This window comes from Kribbella sp. NPDC049227 (genome assembly GCF_043197265.1).
In the GTDB taxonomy this organism is placed as follows: domain Bacteria; phylum Actinomycetota; class Actinomycetes; order Propionibacteriales; family Kribbellaceae; genus Kribbella.
The window spans coordinates 1,102,346-1,119,052 of sequence record NZ_JBICST010000003.1 but is presented as its reverse complement, the minus strand read 5'-3'; the positions used below and the strand labels follow the sequence as shown (position 1 = coordinate 1,119,052).

The window sequence follows — 16,707 nt, the reverse complement described above, 5'->3', positions numbered from 1 at the left end:
CGAATCCGGAGCCCGAAACAATCTCCATCAGACTGGTAGACATAGCCGTATCGTGAGACCGGCGCTCAGGATGTGGGATTGTGGGTTGATTTGTCAGCCGCTGGAGCTGACTCTTGTGAACATGCTCGCTGCCCAGTCCACCCACCTCGTAGGTCGCATTCATGTCGACCTCGGGCGGATGCGCAGCGCCATCTGTTGTCCTTCGATGTTCTGACAGCGACCCCGCCGGGCCCGATGACGGCCCCTGATCACCCCCGATCACCGCTGGGTGCGCACCGCGCGGAACGCATCGAACCGACGACGCTTCGATCTCGCCGCCTGCGGACGCACCTGTCACGAGGACTAGGACACGTTCCCGATGACTGGCGTCACCTCAGCTCCCGCTCCCCGCAAACCGGCCCGCCCGCGCAAGGGCAAGGGCGAAGGTCAGTGGGCCCTCGGCTACCGCGAGCCGCTGAACAAGAACGAGGAGAACAAGAAGAACGACGACGGCCTCAACGTCCGGGCCCGGATCGAGAACGTCTACGCGCACACAGGCTTCGACTCGATCGACCCCGCCGACCTGCGCGGACGGTTCCGCTGGTGGGGGCTGTACACCCAGCGCAAGCCCGGGATCGACGGCGGCAAGACGGCGACGCTGGAGCCCGAGGAGCTGGACGACCGCTACTTCATGATGCGGGTCCGGGTCGAGGGCGGCCAGCTCAGCACCGAGCAGCTCAAGGCGATCGCGGAGGTCTCCACCGACTACGCGCGCGACTCCGCCGACATCACCGACCGGCAGAACATCCAGCTGCACTGGATCCGGATCGAGGACGTGCCGGCGATCTGGCAGAAGCTGGAGTCGGTCGGCCTGTACACCACCGAGGCCTGCGGCGACGTACCGCGCGTCGTCATCGCCAGCCCGGTCGCCGGGATCGCGGCCGACGAGATCATCGACCCGACGCCGGCCATCGACGAGATCGTCGACAAGTACATCGGCTCCTCGGAGTTCTCCAACCTGCCGCGCAAGTTCAAGACCGCGCTGACCGGTCACCCGTCGCACGACGTCGTCCCCGAGGTCAACGACATCGCGTTCGTCGGGGTGGTCCACCCCGAGCACGGGCCGGGCTTCGACCTGTGGGTCGGCGGCGGACTGTCGACGAACCCGATGCTCGCGCAGCGGCTCGGCGCCTGGATCCCGCGCGACGAGGTCGCCGAGGCGTGGTGGGGTGTCACCAGCATCTTCCGCGACTACGGGTACCGGCGGCTGCGCAACCGGGCGCGGCTGAAGTTCCTGGTCGCCGACTGGGGTGTGGAGAAGTTCCGCGAGGTGCTGGAGGAGAAGTACCTCCAGCGGAAGCTGATCGACGGGCCCGCGCCTGAGATCCCCGCCGTCCAGGGTGACCACGTCGGCGTTCACAAGCAGAACGACGGCAAGTACTTCGTCGGCGTCGCTCCGGTGGTCGGCAGGGTCTCCGGTACATCGCTCGGCAAGGTGGCCGACGTGGTCGCGGCCCATGGGTCGAACCGGATCCGTACCACCGCCCAGCAGAAGTTGCTCGTGCTCGACGTCGAGGAGTCGCAGGTCGACTCGCTGGTCGCCGCACTGGACGCGCTCGGCTTCCAGGCCAACCCGTCGGCGTGGCGGCGGAACACGATGGCCTGCACCGGCATCGAGTTCTGCAAGCTGGCGATCGTCGAGACCAAGGCCCGCGCCGCCCAGCTGATCGACGAGCTGGAGGAGCGGATCCCGGAGCTCGACGTACCGATCACCGTGAACGTCAACGGCTGCCCGAACTCCTGCGCCCGGATCCAGGTCGCCGACATCGGCCTGAAGGGTCAGCTGGTCCGCGATGCCGAGGGCAACCAGGTGCCGGGCTACCAGGTCCACCTGGGCGGCGGCCTCGGACTGGACGCCGGCTTCGGCCGGAAGCTGCGCGGCCACAAGGTCACCTCGGCGGATCTGGCCGACTACGTCGAGCGGGTCACGCAGAACTACCTGAAGGAGCGCAACGAAGGCGAGCGCTTCGCCCAGTGGGCCACCCGAGCGGACGAGGAGGCTTTGCAATGAGCGAGCGGGCTGCACCTCTGTACTGCCCCTACTGCGGAGACGAGGACCTTCGTCCTTCTGAGGAAGGCCATGGCGCCTGGGAGTGCCGGCCGTGTGCACGGGTGTTCCAGCTGAAGATGATCGGACTGCGGGTGGCGGTGGAATGAGTACAGATCTGAAGACGCTCGCCGAGGAGGCGAACGAACGACTGGGCGACGCCACGGCGCTCGAGGTGCTGGCGTGGGCGCGGGAGACCTTCGGTGACGAACTGGTGGTCACCGCCTCCATGGCCGACGGTGCACTCCCCCACCTGGCGGCCGAGGCAGCTCCCGGTGTCGACGTACTGTTCCTCGACACCGGCTACCACTTCGCCGAGACGATCGGGACCCGGGACGCGGTCGCGGCGACGCTGCCGATCAACCTGATCAACGCGCTCCCGAAGCAGACCGTCGCGGAGCAGGACGCGGAGTACGGCGAGAAGCTGCACGACCGCAACCCCGACCAGTGCTGCGCGCTCCGCAAGGTCGAGCCGCTGAACCGGTACCTGTCCGGCTACAAGGCCTGGGTGACCGGCGTACGGCGGGAAGAGGCGCCGACGCGGGCCAACACCCAGATCGTCGAGTACGACGAGAAGCGCGACATGGTGAAGCTCAACCCGCTCGCCCCGTGGACGCAGGCGGATCTGGACAGCTACATCAGCGACAACGGCGTACTGGTCAACCTCCTGCAGTACGACGGCTACCCGTCGATCGGCTGCGAACCGTGCACCCAGCGCGTCGCACCGGGCGAGGACCCTCGCAGCGGCCGCTGGGCCGGCCAGGGAAAGATCGAATGCGGGCTCCACACATGACCACTGTCGTGAACACATTTCCCGCCCCACCGCCCCAGTCGATTGACGCCCCGGAGGCCATCCTGACCACCATGAGCGCCACTCAGACAGTCACCGAGCTGGATGCTCTGGAGAGCGAGTCCATCCACGTGTTCCGTGAGGTGGCGGCGGAGTTCGAGCGGCCGGTGATCCTGTTCTCCGGTGGCAAGGACTCGATCGTGATGCTGCACCTGGCCCGGAAGGCGTTCGCGCCGGCCGGTGTCCCGTTCGCGCTGCTGCACGTCGACACCGGGCACAACTTCCCCGAGGTGCTCGCGTTCCGCGACGCCACGGTCGAGTCGCTCGGGCTGCGCCTCGAGGTGGCCAGCGTCGAGGACTACATCGCCGACGGCCGGCTGCGGGAACGCTCGGACGGGACCCGGAACCCGCTGCAGACGATTCCGTTGCTGGACGCAATCAACGGGCACCGGTTCGACGCGGTGTTCGGCGGCGGCCGGCGGGACGAGGAGCGGGCCCGGGCTAAGGAGCGGATCTTCAGCCTGCGCGACGAGTTCGGCCAGTGGGACCCGCGCAACCAGCGGCCCGAGCTGTGGTCGCTCTACAACGGCAAGCACCGCCCGGGTGAGCACGTCCGGGTGTTCCCGCTGTCCAACTGGACCGAGCTGGACGTCTGGAACTACATCGAGCGCGAGCAGATCCCGCTGCCGGACATCTACTACGCGCACCAGCGGGACGTGTTCGAGCGCGACGGCATGTTGCTTGCCGTCGGCCCCTACTCGCAGCCGCGCGAGGACGAGACGGTCGAACGCCGGGTGGTCCGCTACCGCACCGTCGGCGACATGTCGTGCACCGGCGCGGTCGCCAGTACGGCGACGTCCGCGGCCGAGGTCGTCGTCGAGGTCGCGGCCAGCGAGCTGACCGAGCGCGGCGCGACCCGCGCCGACGACCGCGTCAGCGAAGCCGCGATGGAAGACCGCAAGCGAGAGGGGTACTTCTGATGACCACGCTCCTCCGCCTGGCCACCGCCGGCTCGGTCGACGACGGCAAGTCCACGCTGGTCGGCCGCCTGCTGCACGACTGCAAGGCGATCCTGGCCGATCAGATCGCCCACGTGCAGACGGTCTCCGAAGCCCGCGGCGGTGAATTCGACTTCGCACTGCTCACCGACGGCCTGCGGGCCGAACGCGAGCAGGGCATCACCATCGACGTCGCCTACCGGTACTTCGCGACCGAGAAGCGCAAGTTCATCCTGGCCGACTGCCCGGGCCACGTGCAGTACACCCGCAACACCGTGACCGGCGCGTCCACCGCGGATGTGGTGATCATCCTGGTCGACGCGCGGCACGGCGTACTCGAGCAGACGCGCCGGCATCTGGCTGTGGCCGGGCTGCTCCGGGTGCCGCACGTCGTCCTCGCGGTGAACAAGATCGACCTGGTTGGCTACGACGAGGCCGTGTTCAAGGGAATCGCGAAGGACGTCGCGCAGCTCGCCGACCAGCTCGGGATCGCCGACGTCCAGGCCATCCCGGTGTCCGCGCTGGTCGGGGACAACGTGGTCGACCACTCGACCGAGACCAGCTGGTACGACGGCCCGACGCTGCTGGAGTACCTGGAGAACGCGGACGGCCGGATCGACTCCTCCGACCAGCCCCTGCGCTTCCCGGTCCAGTACGTGATCCGGCCGCAGACCGACGACGAGTACCGCGACTACCGCGGCTACACCGGCACCGTTGCCTCCGGCACCGTTGCGGTCGGCGACCCGGTGATCGTGCTGCCCGCCGGTCGCCGTACGTCGATCGCCGGCATCGACCGGCCCGTGGTCACCGCCACCAGCACCGCGGTCGCCGAACGGCCGTCCGCGGTCGCCGGTGAGGCCGTGACCGTCCGGCTGGCCGACGACATCGACGTCGCCCGCGGCTCGGTGATCGTGGCCGCCGCGGCCTCCCCCGGCACCCGCCGGGAGGTCGCCGCGACGGTGTGCTGGCTGTCCGACCGCCCGCTGACGGCGGGCGCTCGGGTGCTGATCAAGCACACCACCACGACCGCCCAGGCGATCGTCACCAAGATCAACGGGGCGCTGGACCTCGACTCGCTCGGCGTCATCGATGCCACCGAGCTGGGCCTCAACGACATCGGCAAGGTGCAGCTCAAGGTCGCCGCACCGCTGGCCGCCGATCCGTACTCCAGCAACGCCATCACCGGATCGTTCCTGCTGATCGACGCCCACGACGGGTGGACGCTCGCGGCCGGCATGATCGACGACGAAGAAGGGGAACTGCTGTGACTGCTCCAGCGCTCGTGATCCTCGCCCACGGCAGCCGCGATCCGCGTTCGGCCGCCACCGTCCACGGCCTCGTGAAGTGCCTGCGTGACCTGCGCGACGACCTGCGGATCGAAGCCTCCTTCCTCGACCACTGCCCGCCCACGCCGTACCAGGTCATCGGCAAGCTCGCCGCCGAGGGCGTGGAGGAGGTCGTCGTCCTGCCGCTGCTGCTGTCGTCGGCGTACCACGCCCGGGTGGACGTGCCGGCCGTCGTCGACGAGGCGCGCAGCCGGTTCCCCGACCTGCGGATCATCGCTTCCGACGTGCTCGGGTACGACGAGTCGCTGCTCGACGTACTGGATCGCCGGATGCGCGCCGAGCTCAAGGACGGCCGGGTGCGGGAGCTGGACGCGCTCGTGCTGGCCTGCGCGGGGTCGAGCGACTCGCAGGCGAACGCGAGCGTGACGCGCCTGGCGCGGTTGTGGGGTCAGCGGCACAAGCTGCCGGTCACCGCGGCCTTTACCGCTGCCGCCTCGCCGTCGCCGGCTGAGGCCGTGCTGCAATGGCGGCTCGAGGGTCGCCGTCACGTGGCCGTCGGTTCACTGTTCCTGGCGCCTGGCGTCCTGCCGGACCAAGCCGAGTCGACTGCTCGCCGGGCCGGTGCCGTCGCGGTGTCACGGCCGCTGGGTGTGAGCGCTGAGGTCGCCCGGCTCGTGCTGCTGCGCTACGGCGTGGCAGGCCTCGACCTGCTGACCCTGGCCCCGGTCGCGCGCCCGACAGTGATCAGCCGTCCGGAGCTCGTCCGCACCGCCTGATCAACCGCAGCGCAGTCACTCGATGAAGGAGACGCCGGCGTACGGCGTCTCCTTCGTCGTGTGTCGGCGACCAGCCGCCGAGACATGCTCGGCGGCTACCGGCTCTGCACCAGTTGAATGGGATTGCCGTCGGGATCCGCGATCCACGCGATCCGCAGGCTGCTGAGCCAGTCGTGTGGCGCGGACAGCGACGCACAGCCGGCCGCGGTCAGGCGGGCGAACTCGCCGTCGGTGTCCTCGCACCAGAGCACGAGCTCGGCGGCCCGGCCGGTGAGATCCGGTGAGAGGCCGTGGTCCTTGCGTGCGGAGGCGACATCGGCGATGCCGAGGTTGAAGCCTTCGAGAACCAGTTCGACGTGGATCGGATCGCCCTCGGGCGGATGCTGGAACCGTTGCGCGAAGCCGAGGCCGAGGTAGAAGTCGCGCAGCACCGGGAGCTGCTCGGAGTAGAACGTGATCTGGGGCGCCCTGAACATGCCGCCGATCCTTTCACGAGATCTGGCCCGGCGGAGATATCGTGATATCATGATAGCCATGACGAAGGATGCGACGAAGAACATCCTGTTGCGACTGGATCCGGAATTGGCGGAGCGGCTGCAGACAGTGGCGTCGGTCGAGGGCCGGTCGGTGTCGGACGTCGCCCGCGAAGCGATCGCCGCACTGGTCGACCAGCGGCGCGAGGACAGCCGGTTCAGCCAGTTGCTGGAGGAGAACCTCACTCGGCACGAGCAGTCGCTGCGCCGCCTCCGCGGAGACGACTGATGCGCTACCTCGGTGTGTACGACGTCCTGGCGGTGGCGGCCCGGGTGCTCCGGTGCAGCTCCGAGGACGCCGTACTCCGGACCGACCTGGACGCGGTCGAACGCGCACTGTCCGACGTACGCCGTGCCAGCGGACTGGCCGAGGCGGCCGGTGTCCTGCTGTCCGGGTTGATCCGGGCCCGGGCGTTCAGCGGAGCGAACCGGACGGTCACGGTCGCGGTGGTGCTGCAGTTCGTCACGCTCAACCAGGCCGATCTGCGGCTGGAGCCAGTGGACGATCTCGACGAGTTGCTGGACCGGATCGCGGCCGACGCGACCAACCGGCACGAGGTCGCCGGCTTCATCCAGGACCGGCTGGAGCACCTCGGGATGACCGCCGCCGAACTGCACGAGCACCTCCGGCTCGATCTGCTGCTGGAGGACGAGATCCCGGCACTGCACACCGACTGGCAAGGGATGGGAGAACACATGTTCGAGCACTTCAACGCTGAGGCCCGGCGGGCGGTGGTGGTGGCACAGGAAGCGGCGCGGAGCCTCGACCACACCTTCATCGGGACGGAGCACCTCCTCCTCGGACTGATCGAGGCGAGTCAGGGCGGGGTGGCGAAGGTCCTGTCCGACAAGGGGATCGTGGCCCCGGCAGTACGCGATCTGGTGCTGGAGATCATCGGGCGCGGCGAGCACAAGGCCCCGGGCGGACACATCCCGTTCACACCGCGGGCCAAGCACGCGCTCGAGCAGGCGTACAAGGAGTCGCGGCGGCTGGGAGCCGAGCAGCTCGGGCCGGAGCACCTACTGCTCGCCCTGCTCCACGATGGCGAAGGCGTCGCCGCCCAGGTCATGACGAGGCTCGGCGGCAAGCTCGACGAGCTCTGCGCGCGGATCGAGCAGTGGATCGACCGCCGGCAGCGGACCGAGGCCGTGGTCACCGACATGCTCACCGAGGACCCCTCGACCTGGACCACCTACGGCCGCCGTCACCACCTCACGGCCGAGCTCAACGCCGTACTGGACGAGAACGAGCGCCTGCACGAGCAGGTCGCACGGCTGCGCGACCTGCTCCGCAAGCACGACATCGACCCGGACAGCTGAGGCCGGACAGCTGAAGCCCGCGGCTGAGGGCCGGTCAGGTGGCGGCGAGGCGCTTCTTCTCGGCCGCCACGTCGTAGTCGGCCTCCGGCCACTGCGGGTCGAGCGACTTCAGCGTCTCCAGCAGGATCGTGGTGACCGCCCAGTTGCGGTACCACTTGCGGTCGCTGGGGATCACGTACCACGGCGCCTCGGCGCTGTTACAGCGCTCCAGTGCCGCGTGGTAGGCCTCCATGTAGTCGGGCCACAGCTTGCGCTCGTCGACGTCGCCCGGGTTGTACTTCCAGTGCTTGGTCGGGTCGTCCAGCCGGGCCTCCAGCCGGGCCTTCTGCTCCTCCTCCGAGATGTGCAGGTAGCACTTCAGCAGCGTCACGCCGTTCGCGTCCAGCTCGGCCTCGAAGTCGTTGATCTGCTCGTAGCGCCGGTTCCACACATTCGGGGTGACCAGGTTGCGGACCCTGGCGATCAGCACGTCCTCGTAGTGCGACCGGTCGAAAATGCCGATCAGGCCGGGATCCGGGAGCGCCTGCTTGATCCGCCACAGGAAGCCGCGCCGCTTCTCGGCAGGCGTCGGCGCCTTGAACGAGGTGATCTTCAGACCCTGCGGATCCATCAGCCCCGCGCCGTGCCGGATCACGCCGCCCTTGCCGGACGTGTCCATCCCTTGCAGCACCAGCAAGATGCTGCGCCGGCCGTCCTGGCGCCCCTCGGCGAACAGCTTCTCCTGCCAGTCCGACACCTCCGCGCCGAGGCCCTCCAGCGCGAGCTTGCCGTCCTCCTTGGACCCGTCGAACCCGGTGGTCGCGCGGGTGTCGTACTTCGTCAGGTCGACCGGACCCGACGGCACTCGCAGTTGCGCGGCCAATCCCCCAGCTTCCGCCTTCTCAGCTTTCTGGCTCTTCTTCTCCTTCGCCATCAGCCCATCCTGCCTCATCCACCCCCGACTTCAGCGCCTTTTGGTACGACGCCACAGCACAAGCTCGATGACCACGATCGCGACGAGGCAGACGGGGATGGCGACCAGGCCCCAGACCATGCCGCCAAGCGGAGCGAGGCAGTCACCGTCATTGCCCTTGCACACAGTCGCGTCGTAGTACGTGAGGCCGGCCAGGAAGGCAACGAAGACCAGCGCGACCGAGCCACACAGGTAGGCGGCTGCGCGAACGAGCCACCGGCCACCGCCCAGAGCCGCGCCGGCCGTGGTCATCAGCACGACCGCAACCAGCGCGACAACGACCTCCAGTTGCGCGAGCTCTCCCTCGTCCGACGTCCAGATGAACCGGAATCCGTCGTTCACGGCGTGCTGCCAGACCAGCAGAGTCAGCAGAATCGCGAGAGCGATCCCCAGCCAGAGCCGGGTCCGCGGGTCCGCCCAGGCGATGACGACGGCAGCGACTGCCAGGATCAGCGCGAGGATGCCGAACGGGAAGATCCAGCGCTCGCTCCCGAAGCCGGAGAAGTCATCGAACTGGATGAACCGACCGGCGAACAGCAGACCGACGCCGGCGACAAGGCAGGCCAGTGACGCGGTGCGTCGCCGTGCGTGACCGCTCATGCACTCAGGGAATCATGCCCGGGACAGCGCGATCAATCGCGACAGGGCGCGCAGGTACTTCTTCCGGTAGCCGCCCTTGAGCATCTCCGCGGAGAACAGTTGGTCGAGCGGTACGCCGCCGGCCAGCAGCGGGAGGTCCCGGTCGTACATGCGGTCGGCCAGAACAACGAGCCGCAGTGCGACGTTCTCGTCGGTCAGTGGCCGGATGTCAGTGATCGCGACGGTCTCCACTCCGTCGAGCAGAGCGCCGTACTTGCTCGGGTGCAGCTCGGCCAGGTGGCGGTGCAGGTCGACGAAGTGGTCGCACGACGCGCCCGGCCGCTCGGCGGCGATCTTCTCGACCTGCTCGTCCGGCCGTGGCTCCGGCGCGACCGGCAGCCCGCGATGACGGTAGTCCGGCCCATCGATCCGCCGTACGTCGAAGTGGGCGGCCAGGGCCTGGATCTCGCGGAGGAAGTCGATCGCCTGGAACCGGCCCTCCCCCAGCTTGCCGGGCAGGGTGTTCGAGGTCGCGGCCAGCTCGACGCCCGCGGCAACCAGTTGGCCCAGGAGCCGCGAGATCAGCATCGTGTCGCCCGGGTCGTCCAGCTCGAACTCGTCGATACAGATCAGCCGGTACGACGACAGAGCCTCGACGGCGGCGCGGAGACCGAGAGCGCCGACCAGGTTGGTGAGCTCGACGAATGTGCAGTACATCTTCGGCCCGGCCGCCTCGTGCCACAGCGACGCGAGCAGGTGCGTCTTGCCGACACCGAAGCCGCCGTCCAGGTAGATGCCCGGCTTGCCCGCGGGGGTGGCGCCACGTGCGCGGAAGCGCGACCAGAAACCCGGCGCTTGCCGTGGCTGGGCCAACCGCACCGCGCGCTCGCTGAGCACACTCAACGCGTCGGCTTGCGAGGGCTCGTCCGGATCCGGCCGGTACGTCGCGAAACGGACCTCGGCGAAGCGCGGTGGCGGCACACACTCGGACAGCAGCCGATCGGAACTGACGTCCGGCCACCGCTCACTCAGCCGGATCACCATGTCTCAACCTTAGGGCTATCCGCTCTGCGGATGACGACCCGTTCTTCTGCGGATGGAAAGGTCCGGAAACCCGGCTGCGACCTTGACCGCTTTCTTACTTTCAGTTAGGAAGTTGATGTGAGGTTCGTGAGGTGAGCGACTAGGAGTCGGCGATGGGCGAACGGCACGTACGGCGGCGGACGGTACTCAAGGGGGCGGTGGGCGCGCTCGGACTCGGGTCGGCGCTCGCGGCCTGCGGTGGCAGTGACAGCGGCGGCGGGACGACCAGCGGCGGGAAGGCTGTCGTCCGGATGTGGTCCTGGTACGGCGAACAGGAGAAGCAGTTCCCGAAGCTGATCGAGAAGTTCGAAGCGGCACACAGCAACATCAAGATCGAGAACCGGGTCTTCGGCACCCCGGACCAGTACCTGCCCGCCCTCCAGGCGGCGGTGGCCGGCGGCGACGTCCCGGAGATCTTCGCGCCGCACACCCGGGCGCTCACCTACGGGACCGGCGGAATCTCCGCCGACCTGAAGAAGGATCTCGGCGACGACTTCCTGAAGGACTTCTTCGACTCGGCCAACCAGGAGTACACCCTGGACGGCAAGCAGTTCGCGGTCGGCTGGATGGCGCAGACGTTCGGGATCTTCTACAACCCCGACCTGCTCAAGCAGGCCGGCGTCGGCGAGGACGAGATCGAGACCTGGGACGACCTGATCGCCGCGGCGGCCAAGATCAAGGCCATCGGCAAGTTCCCGGTCGCGCTCAGCTGCAACCCGACGACGAGCTCGCTGGACTTCTTCCTGCCACTCATCACGCAGGTCGCCGACGACCCGACCTTCTACCTCAAGCTCGACCAGTTGAAGGACGGGGCGACGTACGAGGACCCGAAGGTCGTGCAGGCGATCGAGCTGCAGAAGAAGATCGTCAAGGGCGGTGTCTTCCAGCCCGGCACCACCGGCACCAGCGGCGAGCAGGCGCCGGTGATCTTCTACACCGAGAAGTCCGCGATGCTGTTCAACGGCTCGTGGACACCGCAGGGCCTGACGACCGACGCGCCGCCGGCCTTCGTGAAGAAGTACAAGGTGATGAAGACCCCGGCGATCGCGCCCGGCAAGCGGCACTGGACCGCGAACCAGGCCGGCGCCGGCTGGGCGGTCTCGGAGACCAGCAAGAACAAGGACGCCGCGCTGGAGTTCCTCAAGTTCCTGTACTCCGCGGACGAGTACTCCCCCACCATGAACGAGTCCAACTCGATGCCCGCCACGAAGAGCGCGGCGACCCGGATCGAGCTGCCGATCATGAAGCAGATGACGTCGTGGCTGCTCGACGGCGACGGCTGCCCGCACATCCCGTTCGGTCCCGGTTCGGTCGCGGCCGGCGACCCACTCGCGAAGATCTTCGACGGCACCGGCGATCCGGCAGCGGTCGCGAAGGAGATGCAGCAGGCCGTGCTGAACGCCAAGGGCGGCTGATCGGATGGCGACGGCAACCTACAAGGCGAGCCGGACCGCGACGGTCACCACGCACAAGTTCGGTTCTCCGCTCCGCAAGTCGCAGCGGGTCGCGGGGTACGTCTTCATCGGGCCGACCTTCGTGCTGTTCCTGGGCTTCGTGCTCTGGCCGATCCTCTACACGGCGTACCTGAGCCTCACCTCCTGGGGAGGCTTCGGTACGCCGCGGTTCGTGAACTTCGACAACTACAGCCGGATGCTGTCGGACCCGATCGCGCGCCGGGCGATGATCATCACGCTGGTGCTGACCGGCGTCACCACCGTGCTGCTGACCTTCCTCGGCCTCGTCACGGCCGTACTGGTCAACGCGGTCTGGTCGAAGGTCGGTGTGCTGGTCCGGACGATCCTGTTCATCCCCGGCATCGTCTCGTTCGTGGTGTCGGCGGTGCTGTGGCGGCTGATCTACGACCCGAACATCGGCACGCTCAACCGGTTGCTCGGGGCCATCGGCCTGGACAGCCTGCAGCACGCCTGGCTGGCCGATCAGAAGACCGTGCTCCCGGCGATCATCGTGGTGACGGTCTGGGGCGGCATCGGCTTCAACATGCTGATCTACTACGCCGGTCTGCAGAGCATCGACCCGAACCTGTACGAAGCGGCGGCCATGGACGGAGCCAACACCGTCCAGCAGTTCCGCCACATCACCATCCCGAGTCTGCGGGTCGTCACCGGCCTGATCGTCAGCCTCGGCCTGCTGAACGGCTTCAAGGCGTTCGACGTGATCTTCGTCATGACCGGCGGCGGGCCCAACCACGCCAGTGAGGTGCTCGGCACCTATCTGTACTCGCTCGCGTTCGGGTCCACCTCGGGCTCGATCCCGCAGCTCGGCTACGCGAGTGCGTTCAGCGTCGTGACGATGGTGCTGTGCACGTTGGCCGTCATCGCACAGCTCTGGCTGACGCGGAGGGCAGACCGATGAGCGCCTCCAACGCGCGCCGGCCCTGGGTCGGCAAGTCGTTCGCCAGCTTCGTCCTGCTGCCGTTCTGTGTGCTGATGGCGTTCCCGTTCGTGTGGATGCTGCTCACCTCACTGCGGGACCAGAACACGATCTTCAACGGGCCGATCATCCCGCGGTCGTTCACGGGTTCGGCGTACAAGGAGGCGTGGACCTCGATCGAGTTCCCGCTGCATTTCTGGAACAGCGTCTGGATCACCTCGGTCACCGTGATCGGCGTGCTCGTCTTCGCGACGCTCAGCGGCTACGCGTTCGCCAAGCTCGAGTTCCCGTTCCGCAACACGCTGTTCGTGCTGTTGCTGACCACACTGATGATGCCGTCGACGGCGCTGATCATCCCGCTCTACCTGGAGCTCAAGTCGCTCGGTCTGCTGGACAGCCAGGTCGGGTTGCTGGTGCTCTACATCTCCGGCTCGGCACCGTTCGCGATGTTCCTGATGCGGGCGTTCTTCCAGACCTTGCCGGACGAACTGATCGAGGCTGCCCGGGTGGACGGCGGCAGCGAGTTCACCATCTTCCGCCGCGTCATCCTGCCGCTCACCCGGCCTGGCATCGCGACCGTGGTGATCTTCCAGTTCCTGTCCACCTGGAACGAGTTCCTGATCGCCAACACGGTGCTGCGCAACACCGACTCGCTCCCCCTGCAGCCGGTGCTGTTCACCCTGATGGGCCAGTACTCCACCAACTGGCCGGCCCTCACCGCCGGCCTCACCCTGTCCGTCGTACCGGTCATCGTCGTGTACGTCCGGATGCAGCGGCAGTTCGTCGCCGGGATGATGCTCGGCGCCGTCAAGAACTAGCGCACAGAAAGAGGCCTTATGCCGATCAAGAACCTCGTGGTCAACTGCACGGACGTCCAGCGCTCGGTCGAGTACTACACGAAGTTCCTGGAGCTGCCGGTGCTGGGCGAGCCGACCGCGGAGCGCGCCGTCCTGGACGCGGTCACCGCGACGATCGAACTGCGGGCCGTGGGCAACGGCCGGGATCAGACCACGTGGTCGCCGGACGATCTGCAGAAGGGCTTCCGGCACATCGGCTTCAAGGTCGACCGGCTGGACGAGCGGGCCGGCGTACTCAAGGCCGCCGGGGTCGAGTTCAAGCTCGACCCGCTCGATGCCGAGGGCAACGTGCGGATCTGCTTCTTCTACGACCCCGACGGCACGCTGCTGGAGATGATCCAGGGCGACCTGCAGTACGCCGCTGTCCTCGACGCCGACGGGGTGGCGCAGGAGCGGGCGCTCGGCGTACCGCGGCGCCCCCGGTTCGACCACGTCGCGGTCACCATCGACGACCGGGACAAGACCAGTGAGTTCTACCGTGACAACTACGGCTTCTCCTTCATCGGCACGATCGAGCAGCCGCACGACAAGCGCGGCTTCCACATCGGCTACCTGAAGGGCGGCGACACGGTCATCGAGGTCTTCACCTACGAGGTCGAGACGAGCTCCCGGGCGCCGCAGCTCGACGTGGCCGGGTTCGCGTACGCCGAGCTCGCAGGCGACCCGCCGGACCTTCCCGCGGACACCGCTCCCGATGGAACCAAGGTCTACATCGATCGCGACGGGTTCGCGTTCGCCGTAGGCTCCGAGGTATGAAAGAGAACTGGCTGCGGCCGCTCGGATCCACCGGCCTGACCGTCTCCGCCGTCTGTGCCGGCGGCAGTGGGATCGGGGGCATGCCCGAGGTGTTCGGGTACGACGTGACCCGGCAGGAGGCCGTCGACCTCGTACTCCGTGTCTTCGAGGGCCCGCTCACCTGGATCGACACCTCGAACGGGTACAGCGACGGCGAGAGCGAACTGCGGATCGGTCAGGCCATCAAGGAGTATGGCGGCCTGCCCGAAGGGTTCCTGGTCGCGACCAAGGTCGATGCCCGGGGCAAAGACTACTCCGGTGCGCGAGTCCGGGCGAGTGTCGCCGAGAGCAGGGAGCGGCTCGGCCTCGACGCCCTGCCGCTCGTCCACCTGCACGACCCGGAGTTCCACGACTTCGACTCGATGCGTGAGGCCGTCGACACGTTGATGCAGCTCAAGGCGGACGGCGAGATCGGGCACGTCGGGCTGGCCGGCGGCAACACGACCGAGCTCGGGCGCTACCTCGACCTCGGCGGATTCGAGGTGCTGCTCGTGCACAACCGCTGGAGCCTCGTCGACCACTCGGCCGGTGACCTGTTCCGGCGGGCACTCGGCGAGGGCATCGCGGTGATCAACGCGGCCGTCTACGGCGGCGGCATCCTCGCCAACCCGGAGGGCGCCACGAAGTACGGCTACCGCGATGCGCCGGCGGCCGTACTCGACGCTGTCGCGGCGATGGACAAGGCGTGCCGGGAGTACGGCACCGACCTCGCCACCGCGGCACTGCGACACTCGGTGGACAACCCGGACATCTCCGGGACCGTGGTCGGCATCACCAAGCCGGCCCGGGTCGACGCGCTGGCCGCCGCGCTCGCAACCGACCTGCCCGATGAGCTACTTAACCGGTTAGGTACCCTGCTACCCAACCCGCAGTACTGGCTCGAAGGCCCAAAGGAGACAACGTGACCAACGGCTTCCCACCCGGCTTCGCCTGGGGCGCGGCGACAGCGTCGTACCAGGTCGAGGGCGCGGTCGCCACGGACGGACGCGGCCCGAGCATCTGGGACACCTTCGCGCACACGCCCGGCCGCATCGCCGACGGCACCACCGGCGACGTCGCCGACGACCACTACCGCCTGTTCGCCGAGGACATCCGGCTGCTCGCCGACCTCGGTCTGACGGCGTACCGGTTCTCGATCGCCTGGTCGCGGATCATCCCGGCCGGCTCCGGCGTCACCAATCCCGACGGCCTGGCGTTCTACCGCCGACTGGCCGAGGCATGCCTGGAGAACGGCGTCACGCCGTACGCGACGCTGTATCACTGGGACCTGCCGCAGCCGCTCGAGGACGCCGGCGGCTGGCTCGTGCGGGACACCGCCGAGCGCTTCCGCGACTACTCGGCGATCACGCACGCCGGGCTGTCGGACGTGATCAAGCACTGGATGACGCTGAACGAGCCATGGTGCTCGGCGTTCCTCGGCTACGGGAACGGCGAGCACGCGCCGGGCCGGACCGAGGGCACCGACGCACTCAAGGCGGTGCATCACTTGCTGCTCGGGCACGGGCTGGCGCTCGACGCGATCCGGTCGGACGAGGGCACGTACGGCATCGCGCTCAACCCGGCACCGATCCACGCCGCCTCGGACTCGGCCGCGGACCTGGACGCGGCGCGCCGGATCGACGGACTGCGGAACCGGATGTTCCTGGATCCGTTGCTGGCCGCGAAGTACCCGGCCGACGTCCTCGAGGACACCGGGCTGACCGACTGGTTCGCGGAGCAGGAAGCCGACCTGCCGCTGATCGGTGCGCCGCTGGACTTCATCGGCGTGAACTACTACTGCCCGACCACGGTGGCCGCGCCCGAAGGCCCGATCTCCTCCCCCGGTCAGCCGAGCACGCAGCCGGGCAGCGAGAACGTCGTTGCCGTCGACACCGGTCTGCCGCGCACACAGATGGGCTGGCCGATCCAGGCGACCGGGCTGCGCGACATCCTGGTCACGATCAACAAGCTCGCGCCCGAGCTCCCGCTGTACGTGACCGAGAACGGAGCGGCGTACCTCGACGAGCTCACCGCGGACGGGACCGTCGAGGACGACGAGCGGCAGGAGTACCTGGAGCAGCACATCGCGGTCTGCCGGGACCTGGTCTCGGAGGGCTTCCCGCTCAAGGGGTACTTCGCCTGGTCGCTGATGGACAACTTCGAGTGGGCCTGGGGCTTCAGCCGCCGCTTCGGGATCGTGTACGTCGACTACGCGACCCAGCAGCGGACCGTGAAGAAGAGCGGCCGCTGGCTGAAGGAGTTCCTCACCAGCTAGCTGGTGA

General features: G+C 68.1%; 17 protein-coding genes. 13 read left to right on the top strand and 4 right to left on the bottom strand.

The genetic code is table 11. The features are described from left to right. Positions 1 to 358 precede the first annotated feature (358 nt). From ACGFH6_RS17555 to ACGFH6_RS17535, 5 genes are all read left to right on the top strand, one after another. A complete protein-coding gene (locus ACGFH6_RS17555) occupies positions 359 to 2,050 on the top strand; it encodes a nitrite/sulfite reductase (protein WP_393384786.1) in 1,692 nt (563 codons plus the stop codon). A 142-nt stretch (positions 2,051 to 2,192) separates the two neighbouring features. Then, on the top strand, positions 2,193 to 2,879 hold the full coding sequence (locus ACGFH6_RS17550; RefSeq protein ID WP_393384785.1) for a phosphoadenylyl-sulfate reductase: 687 nt from the start codon (positions 2,193 to 2,195) through the stop codon (positions 2,877 to 2,879). 71 nt (positions 2,880 to 2,950) lie between these two features. Then, positions 2,951 to 3,856 carry a sulfate adenylyltransferase subunit CysD gene (gene cysD / locus ACGFH6_RS17545; RefSeq protein WP_393384783.1) on the top strand — a complete coding sequence of 302 codons (906 nt, stop codon included), beginning with the start codon at positions 2,951 to 2,953 and terminating at the stop codon, positions 3,854 to 3,856. After that, positions 3,856 to 5,142 (top strand): sulfate adenylyltransferase subunit 1, encoded by a 1,287-nt coding sequence (locus ACGFH6_RS17540; protein ID WP_393384781.1) that lies wholly within the window; start codon positions 3,856 to 3,858, stop codon positions 5,140 to 5,142. Before cysD ends, ACGFH6_RS17540 begins: the two co-directional genes overlap by 1 nt. Beyond that, positions 5,139 to 5,936 carry a sirohydrochlorin chelatase gene (locus ACGFH6_RS17535; protein WP_360439180.1) on the top strand — a complete coding sequence of 266 codons (798 nt, stop codon included), beginning with the start codon at positions 5,139 to 5,141 and terminating at the stop codon, positions 5,934 to 5,936. The genes ACGFH6_RS17540 and ACGFH6_RS17535 overlap by 4 nt, the downstream gene beginning before the upstream one ends. A gap of 95 nt (positions 5,937 to 6,031) precedes the next feature. Here ACGFH6_RS17535 and ACGFH6_RS17530 read toward each other — a convergent pair whose 3' ends face one another. Next, positions 6,032 to 6,412 (bottom strand): VOC family protein, encoded by a 381-nt coding sequence (locus ACGFH6_RS17530; RefSeq protein WP_360439183.1) that lies wholly within the window; start codon positions 6,410 to 6,412, stop codon positions 6,032 to 6,034. A gap of 58 nt (positions 6,413 to 6,470) precedes the next feature. Here ACGFH6_RS17530 and ACGFH6_RS17525 point away from each other — a divergent pair, with 58 nt between their 5' ends. After that, the gene (locus tag ACGFH6_RS17525) at positions 6,471 to 6,698 is read left to right on the top strand and encodes a ribbon-helix-helix protein, CopG family (RefSeq protein ID WP_360439186.1); all 228 of its coding nucleotides are present in this window, start codon (positions 6,471 to 6,473) and stop codon (positions 6,696 to 6,698) included. Continuing rightward, the gene (locus ACGFH6_RS17520) at positions 6,698 to 7,789 is read left to right on the top strand and encodes a Clp protease N-terminal domain-containing protein (protein ID WP_393384779.1); all 1,092 of its coding nucleotides are present in this window, start codon (positions 6,698 to 6,700) and stop codon (positions 7,787 to 7,789) included. Before ACGFH6_RS17525 ends, ACGFH6_RS17520 begins: the two co-directional genes overlap by 1 nt. A 34-nt stretch (positions 7,790 to 7,823) precedes the next feature. Here the strand turns inward: ACGFH6_RS17520 and ACGFH6_RS17515 are convergent, their stop codons facing one another. From ACGFH6_RS17515 to zapE, 3 genes are read right to left on the bottom strand one after another with little or no spacing between them, the layout of a single operon-like run. Continuing rightward, a complete protein-coding gene (locus ACGFH6_RS17515) occupies positions 7,824 to 8,702 on the bottom strand; it encodes a polyphosphate kinase 2 family protein (protein ID WP_393384777.1) in 879 nt (292 codons plus the stop codon). Positions 8,703 to 8,732: 30 nt separating this feature from the next. Then, the gene (locus ACGFH6_RS17510; RefSeq protein ID WP_393384775.1) at positions 8,733 to 9,341 is read right to left on the bottom strand and encodes a hypothetical protein; all 609 of its coding nucleotides are present in this window, start codon (positions 9,339 to 9,341) and stop codon (positions 8,733 to 8,735) included. Positions 9,342 to 9,353: 12 nt separating this feature from the next. After that, positions 9,354 to 10,364, bottom strand: a complete 1,011-nt coding sequence (gene zapE / locus ACGFH6_RS17505) for a cell division protein ZapE (protein WP_393384773.1) — start codon at positions 10,362 to 10,364, stop codon at positions 9,354 to 9,356. Positions 10,365 to 10,516: 152 nt separating this feature from the next. On the opposite strand from zapE, the gene ACGFH6_RS17500 reads away from it, so the two are divergent. Genes ACGFH6_RS17500 through ACGFH6_RS17475 form a run of 6 tightly spaced genes read left to right on the top strand, consistent with a single transcriptional unit; the run spans position 10,517 to position 16,700 of the window. Next, a complete protein-coding gene (locus ACGFH6_RS17500) occupies positions 10,517 to 11,818 on the top strand; it encodes an ABC transporter substrate-binding protein (RefSeq protein WP_393384771.1) in 1,302 nt (433 codons plus the stop codon). A gap of 4 nt (positions 11,819 to 11,822) precedes the next feature. Beyond that, entirely contained in the window at positions 11,823 to 12,776 is a 954-nt protein-coding gene (locus tag ACGFH6_RS17495; protein WP_393384769.1) for a carbohydrate ABC transporter permease, read from the top strand. Continuing rightward, positions 12,773 to 13,612 (top strand): carbohydrate ABC transporter permease, encoded by an 840-nt coding sequence (locus ACGFH6_RS17490; protein ID WP_393384767.1) that lies wholly within the window; start codon positions 12,773 to 12,775, stop codon positions 13,610 to 13,612. Before ACGFH6_RS17495 ends, ACGFH6_RS17490 begins: the two co-directional genes overlap by 4 nt. Before the next feature lie 18 nt (positions 13,613 to 13,630). Further along, a complete protein-coding gene (locus ACGFH6_RS17485; protein WP_393384765.1) occupies positions 13,631 to 14,407 on the top strand; it encodes a VOC family protein in 777 nt (258 codons plus the stop codon). Continuing rightward, positions 14,404 to 15,351 (top strand): aldo/keto reductase, encoded by a 948-nt coding sequence (locus ACGFH6_RS17480; RefSeq protein WP_393384764.1) that lies wholly within the window; start codon positions 14,404 to 14,406, stop codon positions 15,349 to 15,351. Before ACGFH6_RS17485 ends, ACGFH6_RS17480 begins: the two co-directional genes overlap by 4 nt. After that, a complete protein-coding gene (locus ACGFH6_RS17475; RefSeq protein WP_393384763.1) occupies positions 15,348 to 16,700 on the top strand; it encodes a GH1 family beta-glucosidase in 1,353 nt (450 codons plus the stop codon). The genes ACGFH6_RS17480 and ACGFH6_RS17475 overlap by 4 nt, the downstream gene beginning before the upstream one ends. Positions 16,701 to 16,707 lie beyond the last annotated feature (7 nt).